13 protein-coding genes are annotated in these 17424 nt (G+C 58.7%); 10 read left to right on the plus strand and 3 right to left on the minus strand.

Going from position 1 to position 17424, the window contains the following annotated elements; genetic code table 11:
* Window positions 1-80: 80 nt before the first annotated feature.
* From M2447_RS06665 to M2447_RS06675, 3 genes are all read left to right on the plus strand, one after another.
* Window positions 81-413, plus strand: a complete 333-nt coding sequence (locus M2447_RS06665; protein ID WP_277557925.1) for a hypothetical protein — start codon at window positions 81-83, stop codon at window positions 411-413.
* 71 nt (window positions 414-484) lie between these two features.
* Window positions 485-2149, plus strand: a complete 1665-nt coding sequence (locus M2447_RS06670; protein ID WP_277557926.1) for an AarF/UbiB family protein — start codon at window positions 485-487, stop codon at window positions 2147-2149.
* Window positions 2150-2241: 92 nt separating this feature from the next.
* Complete coding sequence (locus M2447_RS06675; RefSeq protein ID WP_108824465.1) at window positions 2242-2823, plus strand: flavin reductase family protein; 582 nt, start codon at window positions 2242-2244, stop codon at window positions 2821-2823.
* Between the two features lie 76 nt (window positions 2824-2899).
* Here M2447_RS06675 and M2447_RS06680 read toward each other — a convergent pair whose 3' ends face one another.
* Window positions 2900-4075, minus strand: coding sequence for an L-rhamnose/proton symporter RhaT (locus M2447_RS06680; protein ID WP_277557927.1), 1176 nt, complete (start codon window positions 4073-4075; stop codon window positions 2900-2902).
* 324 nt (window positions 4076-4399) lie between these two features.
* Between M2447_RS06680 and M2447_RS06685 the strand changes: the two genes are divergently transcribed.
* The 5 genes from M2447_RS06685 to M2447_RS06705 all read left to right on the plus strand — a co-directional run bounded on the left by M2447_RS06685 (window position 4400) and on the right by M2447_RS06705 (window position 10940).
* Window positions 4400-5917 carry a putative Na+/H+ antiporter gene (locus M2447_RS06685; RefSeq protein ID WP_277557928.1) on the plus strand — a complete coding sequence of 506 codons (1518 nt, stop codon included), beginning with the start codon at window positions 4400-4402 and terminating at the stop codon, window positions 5915-5917.
* Between the two features lie 119 nt (window positions 5918-6036).
* A complete protein-coding gene (locus M2447_RS06690; protein ID WP_277557929.1) occupies window positions 6037-6729 on the plus strand; it encodes a hypothetical protein in 693 nt (230 codons plus the stop codon).
* Window positions 6730-6858: 129 nt separating this feature from the next.
* Window positions 6859-7233, plus strand: a complete 375-nt coding sequence (locus M2447_RS06695) for a septum formation initiator family protein (protein ID WP_277510271.1) — start codon at window positions 6859-6861, stop codon at window positions 7231-7233.
* Between the two features lie 176 nt (window positions 7234-7409).
* Window positions 7410-8846 carry a UDPGP type 1 family protein gene (locus M2447_RS06700; protein WP_277557930.1) on the plus strand — a complete coding sequence of 479 codons (1437 nt, stop codon included), beginning with the start codon at window positions 7410-7412 and terminating at the stop codon, window positions 8844-8846.
* A 114-nt stretch (window positions 8847-8960) separates the two neighbouring features.
* The gene (locus M2447_RS06705) at window positions 8961-10940 is read left to right on the plus strand and encodes a phospho-sugar mutase (RefSeq protein ID WP_277557931.1); all 1980 of its coding nucleotides are present in this window, start codon (window positions 8961-8963) and stop codon (window positions 10938-10940) included.
* Window positions 10941-11066: 126 nt separating this feature from the next.
* Here M2447_RS06705 and M2447_RS06710 read toward each other — a convergent pair whose 3' ends face one another.
* On the minus strand, window positions 11067-12596 hold the full coding sequence (locus M2447_RS06710; RefSeq protein ID WP_277557932.1) for an immunoglobulin domain-containing protein: 1530 nt from the start codon (window positions 12594-12596) through the stop codon (window positions 11067-11069).
* Between the two features lie 125 nt (window positions 12597-12721).
* Window positions 12722-15349, minus strand: coding sequence for an immunoglobulin domain-containing protein (locus tag M2447_RS06715; protein ID WP_277557933.1), 2628 nt, complete (start codon window positions 15347-15349; stop codon window positions 12722-12724).
* A gap of 237 nt (window positions 15350-15586) precedes the next feature.
* On the opposite strand from M2447_RS06715, the gene M2447_RS06720 reads away from it, so the two are divergent.
* The gene (locus M2447_RS06720; protein WP_277557934.1) at window positions 15587-16603 is read left to right on the plus strand and encodes an ABC transporter ATP-binding protein; all 1017 of its coding nucleotides are present in this window, start codon (window positions 15587-15589) and stop codon (window positions 16601-16603) included.
* A 62-nt stretch (window positions 16604-16665) separates the two neighbouring features.
* Window positions 16666-17424, plus strand: a complete 759-nt coding sequence (locus tag M2447_RS06725; RefSeq protein WP_108824475.1) for an ABC transporter permease subunit — start codon at window positions 16666-16668, stop codon at window positions 17422-17424.

Raw genomic sequence — 17424 nt, forward strand, 5'->3', positions numbered from 1 at the left:
TCGGTTTCAAACCGGTCCGCGGCGCCAATATCAAAAAGCTGGTTGCACACTTCGCGTAATCGGGCGATAGTGCGGGCACTATGATCGACGTAATCAAACGCACCATGCTCGCCGGTGTCGGCGCAGCCGTCATCACCAAGGAAAAAGCCGAGGCCGCCTTCGGCGAGTGGGTGAAAAAAGGCAAGATCTCCGCCGACGAAGCCAAGGCCATGGCCTCCAAGCTCGCCGACGACGGCAAAGCCGAATACGAACGCAGCTCCGCCGAGGTCAAACAAACCGTGCGCGAACTGCTGGACAAGGCCGGCGTCGGCCAAAAAGACCGCATCGACGCACTCGAGAAGCGCCTTCTCGCGCTCGAAATCGAAGTCGCCAACCTCGCCACGCACAAGGACGCGCCGCCTCCACAAGACTAACTTGCCCAAACATCGCGAATCATCAGGCCGATCGGTCCGCTCCGGCTGATCAGTCTGATCTTTTCACCTCCATGAAACCCTTCGGCTGGCTTACCAACGCCGCTCGGATGCGCGAAATCATTGCCGTTCTCTGGCGCAATGGTTTCGACGGCTTTCTGCAAAAAATCCGGCCGCCTTCGGGGCTGCTCCGCCGCCTCACGCCGAAACCCCGCTCGCGTCACAGCCTTTGGGAGCGCATCCGCATCACGCTTGAGGAGCTCGGCCCGACTTTTGTTAAATTCGGCCAAATCCTCAGCATGCGACCCGATGCGTTTCCCGAGCCGCTGATTGTCGAGCTGCAAAAACTCCAGGCCAGCGTAACGCCGCAGCCCTTTTCGGAAATGGAGCCCGTGCTCCGCGCCGGACTCAACGGCGAGGAGCTTGAGGCTGTTTTTTCCGACTTTGACCGCACTCCCGTCGCCGCAGCCTCCGTGGCGCAAGTTTACCACGCCACGCTCCGCCAAAACGGCCAGCGCGTCGCCGTCAAAATCCAGCGTCCCGGAGTTCAGAAAAAAATCGGCGCCGACTTTGAAATCCTGCGCTGGTTCGCGCACCAGGCCCACCAGCGCATTGAGGCGCTGCAAGCTTACAACCTGCCCGAGATTGTTGACGAACTCGGACGCGGCCTTGAGGAGGAACTCGATTTCCGTGTCGAGGCGCACAACGTCTCCTATTTTCTAGAGCGCAACAAGGATCGCGAGCACGTCACCGCTCCGCGTGCTTATATTGCGTATTCAAGCGCCACGGTCCTCGTCATGGATTTTGCCGAAGGCACCAAAATCCGCGACATCGAGCCCGGCTCGCCCCTCGCGAAGGCCGCCGCCGGCAACGGCGCGTCATCCCTTTTCCACCAGATTCTCGTTGACGGTTTTTTCCACGCCGACCCGCACGCGGGCAATGTCCTTGTGCAGCCGGGCGGTCGCATCTGCTTTCTCGACTGGGGGCTCGTCGGGCAGCTCACGCGCCAGATGCGCTACACGCTTGTTGATCTCTTCGAGGCGTTCCTGAGCGGCGACTCCGCGCAGGTCGTGCGCGTGGCGATGGATCTTGAGCGAAGCAGCTCCATTTATCCCAACACCCGCCGCATGGAGCGCGAAATCCTCTACGCCCTCCGCGAGACGTTTGACCCCGCGACCGGCAAGGGCGAGATCGGGCGCGCCATGCTGCGCCTCCTCCACATTTTCGGCGAAAACGGAATCGAAATCGCGCAGGATTACGCGCTCGTGGCGAAGGCCGTTTACACAATCGAGGAAACCGGCACGCGGCTCGACCCGGAGTTTTCGCTCAGCGCGAGCTTCATGCCCGCGGTGAAAAAACTCATCGCCCAGCGGCGCAATCCCAAGGCATTGCTGCAAAACTTCCGGCGCACATTTGCCAGCGGATTCAGCCGCATTCAGGAACTGCCCGCCGAAATGCACCGCGTGTTGCGCCTCCTCGAATCGGGCCGCACCACGATTAATTTTCAGCATCGCGGCCTCGAGGACATGGACGACGTGCTCAATTCCGCGAGCAACAAACTCACCATCGGCTTGATCATCGCCGCAATGATCATCGGTTCCTCAATCATCATCGCGACAAAAATACCGCCGCTGGTCGGTGAAAACATGTCGTTGCTCGGCCTCGTCGGCTACCTGCTCTCAGCCATGCTCGGGCTCTGGATCGTTTATAATATTTTGCGGCACGGGCCGCATAAATAGCGGGGTGATCGGCGTCGCGCGCGGATCAAACGCGCGCAACAAAACCGCGACGGTGTTGACATGCCGTTTTGCCGCGGAAAACTGCTCGAATCATGTCTTCCACGATTGAATCCGTTCCGCTTCCCGAATCAATTCGCCTCATCAATCACGGCCCGACTGTGATGGTCACCGCCGCCCACGGCGGGCGCGGCAATGTGATGACCGCCGCGTGGACGCTGCCGCTCGATTTTGACCCGCCGAAAGTCCTGGCGATCATCGGCGCGAACAGTTTCACGCGGGAATTGATTAACGCCTCGGGTGAGTTTGCGCTCAACGTCCCGCCGCAAGCGCTCGTGAAAGCGGCGCTTGGTGTCGGCTCCGAAAGCGGACGCGACGTGCCTGACAAATTTGCGCGCCACGGGCTCAAGACATTTGCCGCGCAAAAAATAGCCGCGCCACTGGTCGAGGGCTGCGTGGCCTGGCTCGAATGCCGCGTGATCCGCGACGCAAACACCGCGCAAAACGAGAAGGACTACGATCTTCTCTTCGCGGAAGTGGTGGGCGCGCAAGCCGACACGCGTGTTTTCTCGCAAGGCCACTGGCACTTCGAAACCGCGCCCGACGAATTGCGCACGATTCACCATGCCGGCAGCAGTCAGTTCTACGCGATCGGCGAGGCGGTGAAAACAGCGTAACGCTTTTGCGGGCGAACTTTAAATCTCGGCGCTCTCGTCGAGCGCGCCGAGATTTGTCGAACGGCGTTGCCGTTCATCACGTGTCAAGCCAGGTGCCGAGACCGATGACGACCGTGGAAATAATCAGCGTCGCGATGCCGGCCGTGATCAAGCGGCGAGCCTTGGCGCTCACGCCGCTCCACTCCTTGAAATACACGCCCCAGAGCGTGCTGAAAATGATGATGCTCGCCATGTGGAGCGTCCAGCTTGCGAAACCATATTCGCCCATCTGCGACTCGCCCATGTTGTAGAAGAAGAACTGGAAATACCAAGTGGCGCCGGCGAGGGCGGAGAAAAAGAAGTTGCTTGCGCGCGGGATGCGAAGCGCGTCAGCGGAGGGCGCGCGGGCGGCGGCGGGTTGCGCGAGGTTTTGCGGGGCGAGGTTGGCGTGCCCGCTGCGCAGGTGGCTGGCGAGATATTGGTAGCCGGTCTTGTTTTTGATGTTGAGATACACGCACCAGATAAAGTTGGTCGTGAACCCGCCGAGGAGAATAACGACGAGGCGCGGAATGCCGGCCCAGAGCTTGTCCGTCCCGCCGGCCTCGATTGCTTGCGCGATGGGATTTCCCGCCGTGATGGCAAAGGCCATGCCCGCGCTCATGACGCCGGAGAAGGTCGCGACGAGAATGCCCTTCTTGAAATCAAATTCCGCGATCGCCTTTTTCTTTTCCGCCTCGGGCATCTCGCGCTCCTTGGTGAGCCCGGCTTTCGCGGCAATAAAAATGCCAAGCACGGTCACCGCAATTCCGACCATGGTGACGATGCCGCCTCGGGTCTGGACGATGTCAACAAGGCTCTTGGGAACCGCGGGGCCGAGATCGACAAAAATCTTGAGCAACGGCGGCAGCAGCGTGCCGAAAACCGTGCAATATCCAAGCGCCACACCCATGCCGAGCGACATGCCCAGGTAACGCATCGTCAGCCCGAACGTGAGCCCGCCGCAGCCCCACATCATGCCAAAAACATAAGGCCACACGAACGGCGCGATGCCCTCGTTTTGCCAGATCTCTCGGAGAATGCCGAAGGCGTTGTGGTCTTTCGTGATCAGCCACGCAAAAAACGCGGGGCAGACAATCCACGAGAAAACGCCGCCGACCAGCCAGTAAACCTCCCACGCCCATTTTTTAACCCCCTTGTAAGGGACATAAAAGCTGCCTGATGCCAGGCCGCCTAGCCAATGGAAAACAACGCCAAGAATAGGATTGGAGTGCATGGGTTTTTATGAGTTGAAAATGACCGGATGAAACACCCTGAACGCGACGATCCCCAGTGTCGCGCGGCAACCTTCGCAAGCCGGTGGGATTTGTCGGGATGGCATAAACGGGGAAATGAATGGTTAAAAAAGCGAAGCACACATTGCGAGTCTTCACGCCGTGTGCAGGCCGCATCTGAAGCAAAATAAACCCGCCTGTAAACAGCTTTGTGCGGCGATCGTTAATCTGGAAGTGCGCCGGGCCACAGTCCGGTGTTTTCGTTTTTTTTGAATAAAAATACGCCTTCGCTTGCCAGCGGGTGCCCGTGCTTTTTTAATGCGAGCATGCAGCTTCCCGCAGTATTGGTCTCGCTGGCGTCCAGCGCCCCGGTCGTGGATTTTCCACGGTCGCTTTCCTCGTATGCGGATTCCGGCGCCGCGGAAAATGTCGGACTGATTGAAGCGCTCGCGGCACGGATACAGGCCGAGCCGTTCAACCTCGTCGCCACAGTCATCTTTTTGCTCGCGATCATCCACACGTTCCTGACGCCGCGATTCCGGCATTGGGCGCACGAGGTCGAGGAAGCGCACCGCAAAAAACTCGAGGCGTGCAAACAACGCCGGGAACACCCCGACACCTTCGACGGATCGCCCCACAAGGAAACCGATTGCAACCCCGACGAGGTTAGTTTCAAGGGGCAGGTGCTGCACTTCTTCGGCGAGGTCGAGGCCGTGTTTGGCATCTGGGCCGCCGTGCTTGTTGCCGCGATGACCATTTCGAAGGGATGGGGCACGGTGGTGCATTACCTCGGGCATCACGTTAATTTCACCGAGCCTGTTTTTGTCGTCGCCATCATGGCGCTGGCATCCACCCGGCCAATCCTGCAACTCGCGGAGCGCTTCCTGCGCATGATCGCCGCGCTTGGGAAAAACACCGTGGCGGCGTGGTGGATCACCATCCTCGTCATGGCGCCGTTGCTCGGGTCGCTCATCACAGAACCCGCCGCCATGACAATCGCCGCGCTTTTGCTCGCGAGGCAGTTCTACGCGTTAAAACCGCGGACCGTCTTTGCCTATGCGACGATCGGCCTGCTCTTCGTCAATGTCTCCGTCGGCGGCACGCTCACAAACTTTGCGGCGCCGCCAATCCTTATGGTCGCCGGGCCGTGGGATTGGAGCATCGCGCACATGTTCACGAATTTTGGCTGGCGCGCGGTCATCGGCATCGTTGTCGCCACCGGCTTCTATTATATTGTCTTCCGAAAACAGTTCGCCGCGCTCCAGCGCGCGCGCGACAACACGAGCCGGGCCGCGTCCGCGCCCAGGGAGGAGCGCGTGCCACTCTGGATCACGCTCGTGCAAATCGGCTTCATGGCGTGGATGGTCGCCGTCTCGCATTATCCGCCGATGATTATTGGCGGCTTCCTGTTCTTCCTGGCATTCGCCCAAGCGACCGCGCATCACCAGGGAAAGTTCGACCTGAAATCGCCCATGCTCGTCGGCTTTTTTATCGCCGGCCTCGTTATTCACGGCGGCTTGCAAGGCTGGTGGATCGAACCGGTGCTCGCGCGCCTCGACGCCGTGCCGCTTTTCTTCAGCGCGATCACACTCGGCGCGGTCAACGACAACGCCGCCATCACCTACCTCGCCACGCTCGTGCCCGACCTTCAGGACAATTTAAAATACGCCATCGTCGCGGGCGCGGTGACGGGAGGCGGCCTCACCGTGATCGCCAACGCGCCCAATCCCGCGGGCCAGTCCATCCTCGCGCGCTTTTTCCCCGACGGCGTTTCGCCGCTCGGCCTGTGCCTCGGGGCGCTCATCCCCACGGCCGTGCTCTCGGCCGCGTTTTTGCTGCTGTGAGCCCGCGCCGCCGTTTGGCGCGCGGGAAAATCCGCCGGAAATTCCACCGCCCTCGCGGTTGACCGCGTTCCACGCGGCGGCATGCTGGCCGGCTTAAATAAATTCAAAAACTCCGCACCATGATTACAAAAAAACTCGCCATCGTTTTGCTCGCCATCCTCACACTGGGAACAGGCCACCTGTTCGCACAAAAGAAAAACGGCCCCGTCGTTGAAAAGATGACCGGCAACAACGGCAATTTTATCCGCACCGCCAATTACACAAACAACGTGTTGAACGGACCCTACTCGGAAGTTTTTGAGAAGGGCGGAAAAACCAAAAGCTCCGGCCAATACACGCTCGGCAAAAAGACGGGGCGCTGGGATTACGGCAAAAGCGACGGCGCCAAAACGCTGACCGAGGTTTACAACGCAACCGGCGGCCTCACCCAAAAGATCACCTATTACAGCAACGGTAAACCGAACGCCGAAACCGAATACAAAAACGGCAAACTCCACGGCGTGACCAAAAAATACGACCAGGACGGCTCGTTAAAAAGCGAGACAACCTACGCCAACGGCAAGGAGCACGGAAAACAAACGCAACACATCACAAGCACCTCGGGAAACTACGTTTGTGTTTCCCACTACCAAAACGGCCAGAAGCACGGCGATTATTCGGAGCAATACCAAAAAACCGGCAACCTCAAGGCCAAGGGCCAATACAAGCAGGGCCAAAAGGACGGCGTCTGGGTTTACGGCGAAGCCGGCGGAAAAAAGACCCGGGAAGAAACCTACGCCGACGGCAAGCTGGCCGGCTCCAAAAAACTCTAGTCACTCGCGTGGCGCGCAAAGGCGGCGCCGACGGGTTCGCGTCGGGCCGCATTTGTGTGAATAAGTCTTTCCGCAAACAGCTTTACACAAAAACGCGGCGGGTGTTTCCTTCACATTCATTCATCGATTGTGAAGATTCCACGCATCAACGCCTTTTTTCTCGCGATCATAGCGACCGTAATGCTTGTCGCGGCGGGCTACTTTGGCTGGCGGTATGTCGAGCTGCGCCGCCAGAACGCGGAGCTCCAACGCAACAAGGACCGGCTTTCCACGCTCTTTGACGAGCAAAAAGAAAAGCTGCGCGAAAGCCAGCGCATCCTCGATCGCCTGAGCAAGGACCCCGAGTTCGTCGAGATGATCATCCGCCGCCGCCTCGGCTACGCCAAGCCCGGCGAGGTGATTTATAACTTCGAGGAACCCGCGCCCGGAGATCCCCTGCCCGCGCCCGCGCCGGTCGAAAACATTCCCGCCCCGCCGCCACCGCAACAGCAACCGCAGCGTTGAGGACTGGCGCGATTTTTAATGCGCGCGTGTTTGCCGGCTGATTTGCGCGCGTGAATTTTTGAGGGGAACCATTGGTGGCCGGTTCGGGCTTCGCGTGCGTCATATAAGCATTGCACCCGCGCATGTGTTTTTTTGAATACACCCTCACGCTAAACATCGGACAACAACGACCGCCAATGGCCACACCAGAAATCATCGAAGCCTTTCAACGCGCCGGGCAAGGACACGTCTTTGCCTTCTACAACGAACTCGCCCCCGCCGAACGCGAACGCCTCCTCGCTGACGCCGCCGAGATCGACCTCGCCGAAATCGCGCGCCTCCACAAGACGCTCGTCGCCGACGGAGCCTCCGCCGCGCTGAACCTCGAAGGCCTCGCCCCCGCGCCCTACGAACCGCTTCCCGAAAACGGCGGCGACACCGCCGCCTGGGCCGCCGCCAAAACCGCCGGCGAGGAGGCGCTCCGCGCCGGACGCGTCGCCGCCTTCGTCGTTGCCGGCGGCCAGGGCACGCGCCTCGGCTACAACGGCCCGAAGGGCTCCTTCCCCGTCACCCCGCTCAAAAACAAAACCCTCTTCCAAGTCTTCGCCGAAAAAATCCGCGCCGCGGGCCTTCGCTACGGAAAACCCATCCACTGGTTCATCATGACCAGCCACGCGAACCACGCCGCCACCGAGGCCTTCTTCAAGCAGCACGACTACTTCGGCCTCGCGCCCGCCCGCGTGCATCTTTTCCGCCAGGGCCGCATGCCCGCGATTTCGCCCGACGGCAAAATCCTCCTCGAAACCAAGTCCGCCATCGCCATGTCCCCCGACGGACACGGCGGCTCGCTCCGAGCCCTTCAGCGCAGCGGCGCGCTCGACATCATGCAGCGCGAAGGCATCGACATCCTCAGCTATTTCCAAGTCGACAATCCGCTCATCCGCATCATCGACCCCGCCTTCATCGGCTGGCACCTCGCCCGCCGCTCCGAAATGTCCTCGAAAATGATTCCCAAGGCCTACGCCGAGGAAAAAGTCGGACACTTCTGCACGCAAAACGACCGCACCGTCGTCATCGAATACTCCGACCTCCCGATGGAAATGCAGCGCGAAACCGATCCCGCCACCGGCAAACTCCGCTACATCGCCGGCAGCATCGCGATCCACATTTTGGACACGCAATTCATCCGTCGCATGGCGGGGGGAGCCGCCGGCGGCCACGAAGTCGCGCTCCCCTTCCACCGCGCCGATAAAAAAATCCCCACGATCGACGCCGACGGCAACCCCGTGAAACCCGACAAGCCCAACGGCATAAAATTCGAAATGTTCGTCTTCGACGCCGTCCCTCACGCCAAGAACGCCGTCATCATCGAAACCCGCCGCGCCGACGATTTCAGCCCGGTGAAAAACGCCGAGGGCCTGGACTCGCCCAAAACCTGCCGCGACGACCAGCTCCGCCAGTTCGCCCGCTGGTTAAGGCAAGTCGGCGCGCCCGTCGAAACCGACGCCACCGGCCTGCCCAACATCACCGTGGAAGTGTCGCCGCTTTTTGGATACGACGAGGAAACCTTCGCCCAATCCTGGAACCGCCTCCCCACCAAACCCGCCATCGCCGACGGACTGTATCTCGAATAATTTTTTAATTAACCACGGAGAGCACGGAGAAACACAGAGAAAAAAACTCTAACTCCGTGCCCCTCCGTGCTCTCCGTGGTTAAAACAATTCCGCATTCCGAAATCCGCATTCCCATGAGCACTCTCAAAAAAATCCAAGCCGCCGCCAAGTCCGGCGCGCTCCTCCCCTCCACCGCCGCCAACCTCGCCGACTGGCTCGCCGCGTCACTCCCCGAATGGGCCGTCGCCAGCATCGGTGAGCTCGTTGAAAAACAAGCCTGGCCTGAACTCAACGACCGCTTTTACCGCTACCTCGAATTCGGCACCGGCGGCATGCGCGGACGCACCATCGGCGCCGTTCCCGCCGCCGCCGAAACCGGCAAGCTCTCGCCGCTCGGCACACCCGAGCACGCCGCCATCGGCAGCAACGTCCTCAACGACTTCACGCTCATCCGCGCCGTCATCGGCCTCTACCGCTACACGGCGAAATTCCTTGCCGCGCAAAACCGCGCCGACTCGCCCAAACTCGTCATCGCGCACGACGTGCGCCACTTCTCGCGCCACTTCTGCGAACTCGCCGCCTCCACCTGGACGCGCCTCGGCGGCACCGCCTGCATCTTCGACGGCCCGCGCTCCACGCCGCAACTCAGCTTCAGCGTCCGCCACCTCAAGGCCCACGCCGGCGTCGTCATCACCGCCAGCCACAACCCCCCGCACGACAACGGCTTCAAGGCCTACTTCGAGGACGGCGCGCAAGTCATCGCCCCGCACGACAAAGGCATCGTCGCCGAAGTCAACGCCGTCCCCCTCTCCGAACTCGGCGCCTACCTCGACAAAGACCTCGCGCGCGTCATCACGCTCACGCCCGCCGCCGATGCCGCCTACCACGCCGTCGCCGCCGAGTCCGTCATCGACAAAACCGTTTTCAAAAAAGCGAAACTCAAAGTCGCCTTCACCAACATCCACGGCACCGGCGCCATCGCATCCGTTCCCCTCCTCAAAGCCGCCGGCGCGCTCGTCACCCACGTCCCGCAACAAGCCGCGCAAGACCCGCGCTTCCCCACCGTCAAATCGCCCAACCCCGAAAACGCCGAGGCGCTCTCCATCGCCGTCGCCCTCGCCGAGAAAAATAAACTCGACGTCGTCCTTGCCACCGACCCCGACTGCGACCGCATGGGCGTCGCCGTGCGCAACAAAGCCGGCAAAATGGAACTCCTCACCGGCAACCAAGTCGGCGCGCTCTTTGCCGACTACCGCATCACGAAACTCAAACAGCTCGGCCGCATCCCGAAAAAAGGCGGGAAAAACATTGCCCTCATCAAAACCTTCGTGACGACCCCGCTCCAGGACGCCATTGGCGCGGCCCACGGCGTGAAAGTCATCAACACCCTCACCGGCTTCAAATGGATCGCCGCAAAAATCCGACGCTACGAGGAACAACTCAAGGCGAGCCTCCTCGCCAAGGAAGGCATCGCGCTCGACTACGACCGCACCCCGCACGCCACCCGCGCCAAACTCCTCCAAAAACACAGCACCTACTTCATCTTTGGAAACGAGGAAAGCTACGGCTACCTCGACGGCGACGACGTGCGTGACAAGGACGGCAACACCGCCTGCCTCATGTTCGCCGAACTCTGCGCCTACGTGAAATCGCGCAAACTCACCGTGCCCGAATACCTTGATGAAATCTACCGCAAGCACGGTTACTTCATGGAAGGCGTGATCAACATCTACTATGAAGGCGCGACCGGCGCGGCGAAAATCAAGCGCATCCTGGAAACCTACCGCGCGCGCCCCCCGAAAAAATTCGGCGACATCGCGGTGAAGAAATTCCAGGACTTCGGACGCGCGAAAATCCTCGACGCCGACGGCGAGCGCATCCCCGCGCAAGACCTCTATTTCGTGACCCTCGCCAACGGCTACACCTTCGCCGCCCGCGGCAGCGGCACCGAGCCAAAAATCAAGTTCTACATCTTCGCCAACGCAAAGAATCAGAAACCGGTAAAAGGCAAAAAGAAACCCACCCTCGCCGAAACGAAAGCCGCCGTAAAAGCCGAGCTGGAACGCGTAAAAACCCTAATCGAAACCGACGCAAGAAACCGCGCGGAATCATAATGTTCATTGCGCATCCCGTAGGGGCGCACCTCGCGTGCGCCCTCGTTTACGCAGACGTTGCGACCACGCACGCAAAGAGTTTTCGCATACAAGGGAGCGCTGCAAGGCGCGCCCCTTCATGCGCCTTCAAAATAACGCCTGAAATTTCCTGACGCGACGCAGCGCGAACATCACGCCAACAACGCCGAGCCAGAGCAAGCTGGGCGCGCCACCGCCACCGCCGCCGGAGCTATTATTATTATTTCCATTATTGCCGCCAACAGAGACGGTGAGCACCGCAGCGTTACTGGTAACGAACCCCAGCATGTTGCTTACGACAACCGTATAACTCCCTCCATCTGATGCCTTCACGCTTGGAATCGTGTAAGTGGCACTTGTGGCACCGAGGATAGCCTCATTGTTTTTCTTCCACTGGTAGGTGGGGGTTGGCCCCGTGGCGACAACAGTAAAAGTCGCCGAGCGGCCTTCAAAAATGGTTTGACTGACAGGTTGGGTGGCAATTACAGGCAGACTATCCCCAGCAATATACACTGGGATGGCACTTTGACTCGGGAGCGCGGCCGCGCCCAACTGGCCGGAGACGTTACTTCCCATGCTCCAAAGTGAACCGTCAGCCTTTACAAAAAGGCTGTGATGCCACCCGGCAGCGATAACACAACCATCGGTGGTTACTTGCACAGGGCTGTTCCGCTTCGTGGTTGTGCTGTCGCCCAATTGACCATGGATATTATTGCCCATTGCCCAGAGTGTGCCGTCGGTTTTCACAAAAAGGCTATGGCTCCACCCAGCGGCCACAAAGTCGACACCGGTGGCTATTTGCACAGCTTCGCCTTGTCCCATGTAGGTGCCGTCACCCAACTGTCCATCGATATTCCAGCCCATGGCCCAAAGCTCGCCGTTGGTTTTTACAAAAAGGGTGTGATTCCATCCGGCGGCTATTTCAAGAACATCGGTGGCTATTTGTTCGGGGGTGAGGAATTTGTCATCAAGGACGTCTGGATAATAGTCCGCGGAGTCGACGCCCAACTGTCCCGTGCCGTTATATCCCATTGCCCAAAGGGTGCCATCGGTTTTCAGAAACAGGCTATGATTGCCTCCGGCGGCCACGGCAACAACATTGGTTGCTACTTGCACAGGTGTGTTGTGAACATTCAGGGTGCCATCGCCCAACTGTCCGAATTCGTTGTATCCCATGGCCCAGAGAGTGCCGTCACTCTTCACATACAGACTGTGCCATCTTCCGGCGGCCACGGCAAAAACATCGGTGTCTATTTGCACGGGAGTATTGATATCCTTGGTGTCGTCGTTGCCCAATTGTCCTGTGGCGTTGAGTCCCGTTGCCCAGAGAGTGCCATCGTTTTTAACAAACAGACTGTGTTTAGATCCGGCAGCCACAGTAATAACATTGGAGGCCACTTGCACGGGAGTATTTCGCCTTGTGTAGGTGCCGTCACCTAATTCGCCTTTGTCATTATTCCCCATCGCCCAAAGGGTGCCATCATTAGTCACAAACAGGCTGTGCCCTTCGCCACCTGCTATTTTGATAACATTGGCGGCGTTTGCCTGCGATGTGGCAACGGCGAGAATGCAAACTGTGAAAAACAAAGGTCGGAGGATGTATAACACTGGTGCTTTGGTGAATATTGGGCGTTTCATGTGTAAGTGGCGATATGGGGTGTTTTCGACTGGTGGATTGATGATTTGTTGCCGAATTTGTCCGAAAGGATTCACACGCAGGGCGTATTTTCAAGCAGGTAATAGCCCGGTCAGCCTTAGCGGGACTATGCTCTCTTTGATGCGCGGCGAAGCGCGAACAGCGCGGCAACCGCAGCGAGCCAGAGCAGGCTGGGAGCGCCGCCGCCTCCGCCACCGCTGGAACTCCCGTCGTTGTTGTTATTTCCACCATTGCCACCGGAGCCGTCGCCGACGGTGAGCGTGGCAGCGAAGCTGGTAACGGAGCCTTTTGAGTTGGTGGCAACGCAACGATATTGCATGCCGCTTAGTTTGGTGGTGGCCGCGGTGATGACGAGCGTGTCGGTGGTGGCGCCACTGTAGAGAGCGGAGTCTGAAATATCCGCCCAAGACCTGCCGTTGGCCGAGGATTGCCAGCGCAATGACGGCGCAGGATCGCCCGAAGCGGCAACGGTGAATGTGACATTCCAGCCAGGCGAAACGGTCTGCGTGGCGGGTTGCGTCTTGATTGCAGGGCCGTCCCCAATGATATGAAAGGGGATGTTTGAATCCGCGCTCACGCCATCCCCCAGCTGCCCGTAGAAATTGTATCCCGTTACCCAAAGCGTGCCGTCTTTTTTAATAAACAGGCTGTGATTATATCCAGCGGCGATGTCTTTGATATCGGTGGCGACTTGCACAGGGCAGGAGCGGGCACGAACTACACGAGTTCCGTCACCCAACTGTCCGTAAAAATTGTTTCCCATAGCCCAAAGCGTGCCGTCGGTTTTTATAAATAAACTGTGATATTTTCCGGCAACCACGGCACTGACGTTGGCGACTACTGGCTCATAATAGTCGTTGTCTCTAGTGGAGACACGGCCATTGCCCAACTGGCCGTATCCGTTGTGTCCCTTAGTCCAAAGCGTGCCACTGTTTTCCAAAAACATGCTATGCAGTGATCCGGCAGCCACGGTGGAAAAGGAGAAAATAGATAATACATCTCTGGGCATATATGGAGAAATCCCCGAATTAGCCCCCAACTGGTCATAGGAATTGTCTCCCATGCTCCAGAGCGAGCCGTCATTTTTCACAAACAGACTGTGAAACTCTCCAGCGGCGATGGTGGAAACATTACTGTCCACTTGCACGGGTGTGATTTTATCCTCTTGTGTGCCATCCCCCAACTCGCCGTGGAAATTGTTACCCATGGCCCAAAGCGAACCGTCGTTTTTCACAAACAGGCTGTGATATCCGCCCCCCGCGATGGCGATGACGCCGGTGGCCACTCGCACCGGTGTTTTTCGATCTGTGGTCGTGCCATCTCCCAATTGTCCGTAAACGTTGAGCCCCGTGGCCCAAAGTGAACCGTCATTTTTCACATACAGGCTATGATATTTCCCCGCGGCCGCGGCGATGACGCCGGTGGCTATTCGCACAGGCGTGCTTCGATCCGTGGTCGTGCCATCTCCCAACTGTCCGTAAAAGTTGAGCCCCATGGCCCAAAGCGTGCCGTTATCCTTCAAAAACAGGCTGTGAAGCTCACCGGCACTTGCCGCAATGACGTTGGTGGCCACTTGCGCGGGAGTGCTCCGGCCCGTGTTGGCGCCGTCCCCCAATTGGCCCGCGTCGTTATATCCCATGCCCCAAAGCGAACCGTCGCTCCTCACAAACAGACTGTGACGACTGCCGGCAGCCACGGCAGTGACGCCGGTTGTCACTTGCACAGGCGTGCCGCGAATTTCGCCGAGGCCATCTATATTCCCCAGACGACCCGAGGTGTTGTCTCCCATGGCCCAGAGAGAGCCGTCGTTTTTTACAAACAGGCTGTGGTTGTATCCGGCGGCCACGGCAACGACACCAGTGGCTATCTGCATATTGGCAATGGAAACATCATCCATTGGTCTGCTGTATAACGAGTTGTCTTTGTAATATCCCATGCCCCAAAGCGAACCGTCGTTTTTTATATACAGGCCGTGATATTTTCCCGCAGCCACGGCAGCGACATCGGAGGCCACTTGTTTGGGGGTAAAAGCAGTGGGCGCCTCGGAATCATCTGATATCGAAGTGCCGTCAAGCAGGTAAAACCAGTGCCCGTAGACAACGCTGTATCCCATGGTCCAAAGCGTGCCATCGGTTTTCACAAACAAGGTGTGATATTCCCCGGTGGCCACGGCCACAACGTCCGTGGCCACTTGCACCGGCAGCCTATAATCCGAAGTTGGAGCATCCCCTAATGGCCCCAAGTTGTTATATCCCATGCCCCAAAGCGAGCCGTCGTTTTTCAGAAACAGACTGTGGTTGTTTCCGGCTGTCACAGAAGAGACATTCGTAGCCACCTGCACGGGTGTTCTTTGTATCGTTGTCGTGCCATTGCCCAATTGGGCGTCATAGTTGCCGCCCATGGCCCAAAGCGTGCCGTCACTCTTCACAAACAGACTATGGTAATAGCCGGCAGCCACATCAATAACACCGGTGGCTATTTGCACTGGCGTGCTTCGATTTACAAGATATCCGGAAGAGCCATCGCCCAGCTGCCCCTCGCTATTATCGCCCATTGCCCAAAGCACGCCGTCATCGGTTATATACAGCGTGTGATTGTAGCCAGTGGCGACCTTGATAATTTTGGCGGCGTTCACCTGTGGCGCGGTGGCGGCCAAGGCCAGAAGGCAGATGCAGGAAGCCAGAACGTGAAGAATGGAACGCGGAGGCATTTTTGTGAAGGCGAGGAGTTTCATGTGCGGGCGAGGTATGGGTTTTGCTTTCAACAGCTGGTTCGGCGCCGAACCAGCACGAAATGATTCATGCGCGGAGAATGTTTTTGCAATCAGGAAATCCTGACGGTTGCCGGCCACCCGTCCGCGATTGCGCGCGGCCGGCCTCACGAAATTCCCGCCGCCATGCGATTTCCAAGCTTTGCAAGTGGCACGGAAAGCGTGCATTGATGTCTGTCTATCGCATTTGCCATATAACACATGTCCGCCGACGCCACGCAGCCAGATTCCCTTTCACCTGCCATTGAGGTGCAAAACCTCGTCAAATCTTACGCGGGGTTTCTTGCCGTCAACAATGTCAGCTTCACGGTGCGGCGCGGCGAAATCCTCGGGTTTCTCGGGCCTAATGGCGCGGGCAAATCCACCACCATGCGCATCCTCACCGGCTACCTGCCGGCGACTTCCGGCGTGGCGCGGGTTTGCGGCGTTCCGGTCGCCACGCGTCCGGAGGAGGTCAAGCGGCTCATCGGTTACATGCCCGAAAACAATCCGCTGCCCGAGGACATGCGTGTTTCCGAGTATCTTTATTACCGCGGTCGACTCAAGGAGCTCGGCCGGCGCAAACTCTCGTCCCGCATCAACGAGGTCATGGAACTTTGCGACCTCGGGCGCGAACGGCACCGCATTATCGGCAAGCTTTCCAAGGGGTTTCGCCAGCGCGTGGGCATTGCCGAGGCGATTCTTGCGGAGCCGCCCGTGATCATCATGGACGAGCCGACCATCGGACTCGATCCGCATCAGATCCAGCTCGTCCGCGATCTCATCGACAGTTTGCGCGGAAACATGTCGGTCATCATTTCGTCGCACATTCTTCCCGAGATCGAAGTCACCTGTGACCGCGTGCTCATCATCAACCAGGGACGCATCGTCACGATGGGCACGCCCGCCGAGTTGCGACGCGACATCATCGGCCATTCCGTCTACAAACTCGAAATCGCCTGCGACGTCGAACAACTCGGCCCCGCGCTCGCGGTTTTCGAACCCAGCATAAAAATCAGCGAGACCTCCGCGCCCGACGCGGACGGCTTTCGCATAATCTACATCACCACCGATCGCGACGAACCCATTGGCGAATCGCTTCTGCAACTGCTCAGGTCCGACGACCGTTTTCGGTTGCGCGGCCTCTCCCGCGAGAACCCGACGCTTGAGGACGTTTTCCTTGTCGCCACCCGGCGCAGCCGCGACATCATTGACGCGCCGAAAAAACCAAGAAGGTAAGTCCGTTTCCTTTTCACATTTTTCCATTCCGCATTCCGAACTCCACATTCCGCATTTCACACATGCGCCACTTCTTCACCATTCTCAGCCACGAAATTCGCATGCTGCTGGTCAATCCCGGCACCTACATTGCGGCGGTGTTTTTTCTGGGAGTCATGGGTTCCATCTTCATCGACCTGCTCAACCTTTACAGCGCCGTGCCGCAGGAGACATCGCCGGCGACGGTGTTTTTCCGGCTTTTCTGGGTGCCCGTTCTTTTCATGGTGCCGCTCCTCACGATGAAAAGCATCTCCGAGGAACGGCGGCACGGAACGCTTGAGACGCTGCTCACCTCGCCCGTCTCCACCACCGAGGTCGTGCTCGGCAAATATGGCGCGGCGTATTTTCTCTACATTCTCCTTTGGGGATCGACGGCGGTCTTTTTCTACATCCTGCAAAAATTTGCCGGCGACTCGCGCTTTCTGGACGCGGGCCCGCTCATCGGCGGATACCTTTTCATCGCGGTTTCCGGACTTTTCTTTGTCGCCATCGGCATCCTTGCCAGCTCGCTTTCGCGCAACCAGGCCGTTTCCGGATTTCTCTGCTTCACGCTCCTCGCGCTCATCCTCGGACTGAACTTTGTTTCCAACGCCGATATTTTCAGCAATGAAACACTTTCGCCCTTCAAGTCGATCGTGCAGCGCGCGCAGATATTCCAGCACCTCGATGATTTCAGTCGCGGCATCATCGACACACGCCAGCTTCTTTTCTACGTCAGCGGCGCCACGCTCACCCTCATCCTCAGCATCCTCGGCCTTGAGGCTAAAATATTGCATAGCTAA

Origin of the sequence: Ereboglobus sp. PH5-10 (assembly GCF_029504735.1) — a bacterium.
GTDB lineage: Bacteria > Verrucomicrobiota > Verrucomicrobiia > Opitutales > Opitutaceae > Ereboglobus.